Genomic DNA, 593 nt, shown 5'->3' with positions numbered 1-593 from the left:
GCTGTGAGCTTGCCCCCGGCCCTGGCGCTGACCGCGTCCGAGGCCGGGGGCAAGCTCACAGCCCGGGTGCTGCGCGCCGCTCGCAACGGCCGCGACGGCGGCCTCGTGCGCGCGCTCGACCAGAAGGGCCTGCCGCTGGCCGAGCACGACTTCGCCCTCGCGCCCGACGCCACTGAGGCCGAGATCGCCTTCGACATGCCGATCGAGCTGCGCAACGGCGTCAGCCGCATCGAGATCGCCGGCGAGCGCTCGGCCGGCGCCGTGACGCTGGTGGACGAGCGCGGCAAGCGCCGCCGCGTCGGCCTCGTCTTCGGCGGCACCAGCGACCAGGCGCAGCCGCTGCTGGCGCCGACCTACTATCTCTCCCGCGCGCTCCAGCCCTTCGCCGACGTGCAGGAGGCCCGCGGCGCCAAGGGCATCGCCGACCAGGTGGCGCAGCTCCTCGACAACCAGGTGACGGTGCTGGTGCTCGCCGACGTCGGCGCGATGGACGACCGCACCGCCACCCGCGTCCAGGCCTTCGTCGAGGGCGGCGGCCTGCTGCTGCGCTTCGCCGGCCCACGACTCGCGGCCGGCAGCGATCCGCTGGTGCC

Annotated in this window: 1 pseudogene; it reads left to right on the top strand. The window is 75.4% G+C overall.

Annotated features, from left to right (window positions below):
* Nucleotides 1-593, top strand: a pseudogene (locus FV222_RS28630) (LytTR family transcriptional regulator); the annotation flags it as partial.

Source organism: Methylobacterium sp. WL103 (assembly GCF_008039885.1).
GTDB classification, from domain to species: domain Bacteria; phylum Pseudomonadota; class Alphaproteobacteria; order Rhizobiales; family Beijerinckiaceae; genus Methylobacterium; species Methylobacterium cerastii.
Note: the sequence above shows the minus strand (reverse complement) of the source record. Positions and strands in the feature narration are given on the sequence as shown.